This is a genomic window from Fulvivirga aurantia (assembly GCF_009711475.1).
Taxonomy (GTDB): domain Bacteria; phylum Bacteroidota; class Bacteroidia; order Cytophagales; family Cyclobacteriaceae; genus Fulvivirga; species Fulvivirga aurantia.
The window spans coordinates 1-7,975 of the sequence record NZ_SMMD01000774.1; the positions used below are offsets into that span (position 1 = coordinate 1).

Sequence of the window (7,975 nt, forward strand, 5' to 3'; positions counted from 1 at the left end):
GTTTCTTAAAGTTGTCAAAATAAGTGATTAGTTGCTGATCAACTTCTGGGTTATAACCTTCCAGGGTTAAATTTTCTGATAGGTTAAGGTTTTCGATGCCATTTTTGAAAGAATCATTACCGATTTCATTTCTCATGATTTCTAAGGCAGCTTCTACGCGAGCTTTGATAGTATCATTGGCTGGAGCTTGATAATGGTCAGAAACATAGTTTCTGTACTTTTTTAATTCCTCAACCAGATAGGCGGCTTTGAAATCAGCTTGTGATTCAAATTTTTCGAAATCGTAATAAGGATCCTGATATGGGTTGTTTTTAAACTGGTAAACAGCCATTGCCTCGTATGCCCAACGGGAAGCCATCATGTCAGCAACGATTGGCACTTCACCTTTTGTGCTGATTACATCGTTTAATTTATCGAAGCTAAATAAAAGACCACTTAAAATCATTTGTGGTATTAATAACAATGGAATCATTACATAGACTGTAACGGCCGAGTTAAACGCACTTGAGATATTAAGACCTAGTACATTAGCCAGACAAGAGCTTGAGAAAAGCACAAACCAGAAGGCAAACGTCATCCCTTGAATCTCAAGGATGAGATTACCAATAATAACAAAAGTGATTGTCTGTATCGCAGACATTAAAAATAGAATTAACACCTTTGAGACTAAATAACTATTCCAGCTCAAATTGAGGAATGACTCTCTTTTTAATATCTTTCTATCTCTAATAATTTCTTCTGCACTCACCGTAAGTCCCATAAAAAGGGCAACGATAATACTCATAAGCATGAATGCAGGGATGTTATCATTAAACCTGAAGAGATATTCATCTCCGTAAGGAGAACTTTTGTAACGAATAATAAAAGCAAGAATAATCGCCAGGAGAGGAGCTTCCAACAGGTTGATCAGTAAATATTGCTTATTACTGATCTTGCTTAGCATATCCCTCGTTGTGAATATGATCGATTGCTTTATTTTATTTGGTATACTAAGGCTGTGAGGAGGCTCTTCATTGATATCCTCTACCTTTTCAATCGTAAACTTTTCTTTAAAAGACTCATGCCACTGCTGCGGCTCTCTTTTTCTTTTATTGGTCAGCTGGCCATATTCATCTACAACCTTAGCCTCAATTATATTAAATATCTGCTCAGGATTGACATTGCCGCAGGTTTCACACTGTCCCCTCTGACTATCAACCTGGTTAGTTTCCTCTTTAAAGTAAGTAACCGCATGTACCGGGTTGCCATAAAAAACAGGGAAGCCTCCGGTATCCATAATATACATCTTATCAAACATTTTGTATATGTCTGATGATGGTTGATGGATTACTACAAATATGAGCTTACCTTTTAATGAAAGCTCTTTTAAAAGGTCAATTACATTTTCTGAATCTCTGGACGATAAACCTGATGTTGGTTCATCAACGAACATTACAGCAGGCTCTCTGATTAGCTCCAGGGCAATGTTTAGCCTCTTTCTTTGACCACCACTGATAGTCTTATCTAAAACACTACCAACTTTCAGGTCTTTTCTTTGGTCTAAGCCCAGGCTTTCGAGAACATCTATTACGCGCTTATGCAGATCCTCTTCAGAAAGATCAGCAAAGCAAAGTTTGGCGTTGTAATAGAGGTTTTCATAAACAGTCAACTCTTCAATGAGAAGGTCGTCCTGTGAAACGTAGCCTATTACGCCATGAATTCTGTCTTTTTCAGTATTTATATCAAAACCATTGATTTTGATACTTCCCTTTGAAGGTTGCTCAATGCCGGCAAGCACATTCATTAAAGTGGTTTTACCAGCTCCACTGGCTCCCATGATACCGATCAATCGGCCGGGTCCTTCAGATATATATACATCTCTCAATCCTAAGGCACCATTAGGAAATCTAAATTCCTCTATATGTGCATTGAAAGATAGCTTGGTGGTTTTTATTTCCTCGTTAAAGAGAGATATGAGGTCGCTGTAGTATAGAGCAGCCCCAAGAGGAGTTTTAATAGTACTACCATGAGAAAACAGGTAAACCCTGTTTTTCTGCATGATAAAACCGTTTAATACTATTTCATCTTTACCAACATATTTGGTAAAGTACATATCAACACTTTTTACTTTGAGGAATATTATTGTGCCATTGATGTCGGCCTGGTAGTGTTTGCTTTCCTCATTGCCATCAGACTCTTCTTTATTTACTAGTAGTATATCACTAAAATTGAGATCGCTAATTTTTTCCTGAATTACGAAACTCTCAATTAGTTTATACTCATCTTTTACGATATTAAATACCGTGCTGATGGTGTCAATAATCTCCATCCGCTGAGGAGTGAAGTTCTTATCAGAGCCAACGAGCTCAAGTATTTTGATAAGAACTACTACCTTCTGCTTCTGGGTAAGTGTTTTATTGATTTTCTTACAGAGACCAAGCGTTTTTACTGAGTCTCTTACCGAAGTGAGCTTCCTTTTCTTTTGTGGCTCATCCTCCTTTTGATCATCTTTTGAGTCTTTCGAGTATCCGGAGTATTTATCGTAAAGCTCCAGGTACTCTTTAACTGAATCCTGATCTAGTTCTTGTTGAAAAAAACTTATGACAAACTGCCTTTCTTTTTCTGTGACTCCACCATCTTGTTTGGTGATAATCGCAAATAATTGGGTAAGTGCTTTTAGTATTTCCTCACTCATATGTCAGTTTCCCTAAAAAAAATCAGAATCAGCTACTAAAAAAGTCTGTTACTTAATATGTTTTGAATTCGAAAGGTATCTCAACTAGCTCAGAAAATTCTTCTCCAGCTTCTTCCATATCTTCATCATCTTCGTGAAAATACCAGATTATAGTCATGCCATCTATGTCTTCCAGGGCAGACAATACATCAAGAATAAGTTTAGACGAAGCCGTGTTGAAGTACTCAAGTTTGATCATGAAATCGGTAGAGTCGTTAGGATCTTTAGAATATTCATCGATCCAGTCTAACACCGGCTGATAAAACTCAGCAGAATCTTCAGGTAGAGATCTTCCAGAAATTTCAAAGATGCCGTTACCTTTATCTAAGATTATTTTCGGGGTATCTTCAGTGCCTTCTAAGTTTAATATTTCCATTGTCAATACGTGTTTTAAATGTTTTTGTCTAATGTGTTAATTAAGCCCTGCTTATTGAGGTTTTAAGACAGAAGAATGAATATTTATCATCCATGTCAATAAAATCGAACTCTAAAGGTCGTCCTGATTTTCTTGCCATATCTACAAACCCTAGGCCGGCACCGCCTTTGTCTGAAATTTGAGTGTTTTTAATAATGTCTTTATATAAAGCTTTCAGGCCATCTTTATCGAGGCTGTTGATATTTTCGAGCTTTTTATTGAGTCCGTCAATATCACCTTTCAATATAGGGTTACCTGAAACGATAAGGTATTCGTTTTCGTGTTTACCAATCATAAAAATAGCTGAATGGTTTTCTTCCACGTCATCAGCATGTTTCACAATGTTTTGTAAACATTCAACCATTACATTGAACACCTTTCTTTTGATACTGGATTCTTCACCTGATGAGTCCATGTTTCTTTCGGCCATAGCCAAAACTGATTTGGTAATTTCTTGAGTGAACTCACCCTCGTAAACCAAAATCAAGCTATGATCAAGCATGGTTTGGTGTAAATCAAAAATATACTTCATAAGTCTATATGTGTTTTATTCTTAATGTCCATAAATAGCTGCACTATCAATTCATCGTCATAAATATCCTCCAAAATAGTACTTTTCAACAACAACTTCTAAAATTTTATACCGATTAATAATACATCGTCAGTTTGTTTCTCATTTCCTCTCCAATCTTCCCACTCTTTATCAAATCTTTTATAAGCCTCTTTCATTGAGTTTGTGTGCTCTTCCTGAATCAAAGCGCGTAGACGCTTAGGTCCGAATTTCCTGTTATCTGGCCCTCCAAACTGGTCAGGGAATCCATCAGAGCAGAAGTAGAACGAATCGCCTTTGTCAAGCTCAAGTTTTGTGTTGGTGAAATTAGTTTGGTTTTTGTAGATACCACCACCAATGGCAAATTTATTACCTTTAATTTCAACCATCTCGCCTTTCTTCATCACATAAAGTGGCCTGTGAGCACCTGCATACTCTACTTTGCGAGTCTTCATATTGATTTTGCATAGCGCGATATCCATACCATCTTTAGTTTTGGAATCGTCCTGATCTTGTCTTAAGGTTGAGGTCACCCCTTCGTCAAGTTGATCCAAAATTATACCCGGATCTGAAATTTTTCTACTTCTAACAATATCATTTAATAAGAAGTAACCAATTAATGAAAGTAGGGCTCCCGGTACACCATGGCCGGTACAATCTACCGCAGCCATGAAGATATCATCTCCAATTTTCACGTACCAAGGGAAGTCTCCACTTACAACGTCTTTTGGTTTGTAGAGAATGAAAGAATCCGGAATTACGCGGTGAATAACAGCATTATTAGGAAGAATAGCATTCTGTATTCTTTTTGCATAATTAATACTATCAGCAATCTTCTTATTCTTATTCTGAATTTCTAACTCGATGATCTTACGCTCAGTAATATCATGTGACACTACAAGTACAGATTCCAGGTCATTGCTTTCGTCAAATTCTGGTATTGCATTTACCTGCATTACACGATCACCCATCTCAGAAGGGAAATCCATTTCAGAAGTGACTTTTTCATTAGTCTTATTTACCTCTTCAACAATCTGTAACCAGTGGCTCAAGATGTTTTCATTAAGGTCTGCCTCATCAACTTTTTGATTGATAAAGTCTTGTGGCTTTTTGCCAGTGTACTCTTCAATGATTGGGTTGATGTATGAGATGCTGTTAGACTCTAATCTGGTGATAAGGTCAAGAGAGTTTTCAGATAATGCCTGCATTTTACTTCTCATTCGCTGCTCTTGTTCAGCTCTTCTTCTTTCAGTGATGTCCTGTGAGTTTACAATCATACCCTGGATGGCAGGGTTTGACATGAAGTTGGTACCCGTGGACTCGATCCAGATGTAGCTACCTTCTTTGGTTTGATACTCATACTGAATAGTAACCTGCTCATCAGGGTTTGCCAATAGCTTCTTAAACATATTGTCAAACTCCTCACGCATATCAGGATGTACTTTTTCAATATCGCTCTTACCCATCATCTCTTTCTGAGAATAACCCAGGATAGGCTCTACGGAAGGACTTATGTATCGTACAGTCTCATCTTCTTCGTAAATAGTGATAACCTCAGAAGCATTCTCCAGCAATAGCTGCATCCTCTTCTGAGTTCTATTTACTTCTTCGATTTGCTCTTCAAGTTTGCTGTTAGATTTTTGCAACTCTTCCTGTGTTGCCTGCATCTCTTCAGCATTTTGTCTTAATATCTCTTGTTTTTCCTGTAGCTCAGAGCTCATAGCCTGAGACTCTTCAAGTAATCTACGTGTTCTTTCGTTTACTTTAATATTGAAGACCGTTCTCGCAAGAATTAAGCTCAGCTCCTCAACAAATTTTACTTTACTGCTATCAAATTTACCAAAGCCGGCAAATTCAAGTACCCCATAAACTTTTTCTTCTGTGATAAGAGGAACAATTAATATACAAGAAGGGCGCTGCTCACCTAAGATACCAGATGTTACAGTTACATAATCATCAGGTATTTCTGTTCGTAGCACCGTGTCCATCTCAGCTGCTGCCTGACCAACGAGACCTTCTGCGAATTTAAATTCTGCTTTTAGGTATTTCTTTCTGTTGTATGCATAGCTAGACTTCATCAGTAAGTATGCATCGTTCGTATCTTCTTCGTTGGTTACATAAAATGCTCCCTGGATGGCTCCAATCTTACCTAAGATGTATTTTATAACCTCATCGCCTAATGCTTCCAGGTTATCATGAGCACGGAGTATCTCTCCAATTTCAGCAACACCTGTTACAATCCAGTTTCTTTCTTTGTCACGCTTCTCAGCCTCAATGAGGTTGTCTCTCATATCTACAAGCGCTACACCTAATGCGTCATTTTTGCTAATAGGCTTAAAGTTAGCATCGAAGTTTCCTTCACCGATTTGCTGAGCAAAATGAGCGGTTTTTTTAAGAGTCTGCACCAAATGATCCAGGTCATTAGCCATAAGGCCGATTTCATCATTAGTGCTTTTTTCTACTTTCTGAGGCAATATACCATTACCGACCATTTCTAGCATTGATTTAAGCGAACTCAGTGGGTTGGTGAGGTATTTAGAAAATAATACCGATGCCAATAAGGCGAGTAGAAGAAGTATAAGCCCCGCGATCAAAAACTTATGGAATAAACTCCTTGATTCACTAAATATTTCGTCTGTATCAATTTTTGCAACAAGACCCCAATTTGCCGAAGGGATATGTCTCCAAACTGCAAGTGTTTCTTCACCTCTATAGTCGGTAGATGCACCGGAGCCATCTTCGCCCGAAAGCGCCTTTTGCATCGGTACAGCCTTTTCTTTGTTTGTAACGATATTAATTGGCTTCACTACTCGGCTAGAGTCGTTTCTAAGCGGGTTTAAGAAGTAAATATTAGGGCTATCAAGTCTTGCAAGTACAATTTCTCCAGTTTCGCCCAGGCCAGTGGTGTCATGTAAGACAGAAAAAACAGGCTCTATACTTGCCTCTATGAGGATTATGCTTGTTTCGCCAGAGTCATGATTGATAGGTCCGCCTACGTAAACAATATTCTCACCTGACTCTGTTTTCACAATATTACTTATATGTATTTCTTTAATAGACTGAGTCAGGGTGCTGCCATCAGGATCTACAAAATTGCCACCAGAAGAACGGGTAGGATCTGTAGAGTATCTTATGCCTCCGTTTTGATCTGTAATGAAAATATTGTTATAGCCGTTGGCAGATTTTATCTCATTAAGGAGGCCATCTACATCATAAGAAACAGTAGGCATAGGTTCTGCAAAACCTCCAAACCCGGCATCCGGGGAAAATGAATCTGCTGCTGCAGAATCTGCGCTTGTATCATCACCAAAGCCAAAGTCCATAGCAGGTTCTGGTTCTGCATTAAATGACGGAGAAGCCCCTTCCTTAATTGTTTTGGTACTTTGGAGTAGGTTGACGTTGGCCGTTAAATTATCAAAGTATGTTTTTACCTTATCTGCCCTACTATCGGTGAGTATAGTGAGGTTATCATTATACATAGCCTCAAGTGCTTGCCGGCTAAATGTAAATGAAAGATAACTTATGGCAATAATTGTAATTGCCACTAGAGCAATCACTAGGCCTGTGATTTTGGTGCTTATTGATATATTTTTAAACATAAATATTTTTGACTTTATGCTTTTTTAGTTTTGCCTTTACTTGTTTCCTTTTTAGGTGTCTCTTTGGCTGTGGAGACCTTTTTTGAAGTAGCAGCTTTAGGTGCCAGCTTCTCCATTATCTTAGTCATACAGTTGTGTATGAATGCTTCGTGATTCTTATCAAAAGGGGTAAACGAAGCGATTTCGATCACACCATATAAATCTTCTTCTGACAATATAGGGTGTATGAGTAAGTGGGTAGGAGATGCACTGCCCAAACCTGATACAATCTTTATATACCCTTGAGGTATGTCATCAACGATTAGTCCTTTTTGCTCCTTAGCGGCTTGTCCGACAAGGCCTTCTCCCAGTTCATAGCTTATTGTTTGAGATTCTCCAAGGCTAAGTGCATATGAAGATTTTAACTCAAGAAGTCTCTTATCTTCAGACTTTTTGTAAGTATAAATTACTCCAATTCCGGCTTCCAGTTTTTTACAGATGCCGTGTAGCGATTTATCTAGTATTTTTTGTTCGTCTTTCTCGCTCTTTAAGATATCAGTAAGAAATGAAGTGCTTAAAGTTGAGCCAGAATCACCGTGATCATCACTGTCATCATTCTCATTGTCTCGACTACGTTTTTTCTCAACATAGATGATTTCTTCATTTCTATTTTTAAGCAGAAATACCAAAATAGCCATGCCCACTAATAAGGTGATACC

At 38.0% G+C, this 7,975-nt stretch carries 5 protein-coding genes; all 5 read right to left on the reverse strand.

What is annotated here, in order from left to right:
* The coding region (locus E1176_RS09795) for an ATP-binding cassette domain-containing protein (RefSeq protein ID WP_155210431.1) at positions 1–2,674 on the reverse strand (2,674 nt) is incomplete at its 3' end.
* A 52-nt stretch (positions 2,675–2,726) separates the two neighbouring features.
* Complete coding sequence (locus tag E1176_RS09800; RefSeq protein ID WP_155210432.1) at positions 2,727–3,089, reverse strand: DUF1987 domain-containing protein; 363 nt, start codon at positions 3,087–3,089, stop codon at positions 2,727–2,729.
* A 40-nt stretch (positions 3,090–3,129) separates the two neighbouring features.
* A complete protein-coding gene (locus E1176_RS09805) occupies positions 3,130–3,660 on the reverse strand; it encodes a SiaB family protein kinase (protein WP_155210433.1) in 531 nt (176 codons plus the stop codon).
* 98 nt (positions 3,661–3,758) lie between these two features.
* Positions 3,759–7,277: a PAS domain S-box protein gene (locus E1176_RS09810; protein ID WP_155210434.1), complete on the reverse strand. Its 3,519-nt coding sequence runs from the start codon at positions 7,275–7,277 to the stop codon at positions 3,759–3,761.
* Between the two features lie 14 nt (positions 7,278–7,291).
* Positions 7,292–7,975: GAF domain-containing protein (locus E1176_RS09815; protein WP_155210435.1), on the reverse strand; the 684-nt coding region annotated here is incomplete at its 5' end.

Coding starts and splice junctions, on each gene's coding strand:
- E1176_RS09805 (WP_155210433.1), bottom strand. CDS start 3,660: ATGAAGTATATTTTTGATTTACACCAAACCATGCTTGATCATAGCTTG.
- E1176_RS09800 (WP_155210432.1), bottom strand. CDS start 3,089: ATGGAAATATTAAACTTAGAAGGCACTGAAGATACCCCGAAAATAATC.
- E1176_RS09810 (WP_155210434.1), bottom strand. CDS start 7,277: ATGTTTAAAAATATATCAATAAGCACCAAAATCACAGGCCTAGTGATT.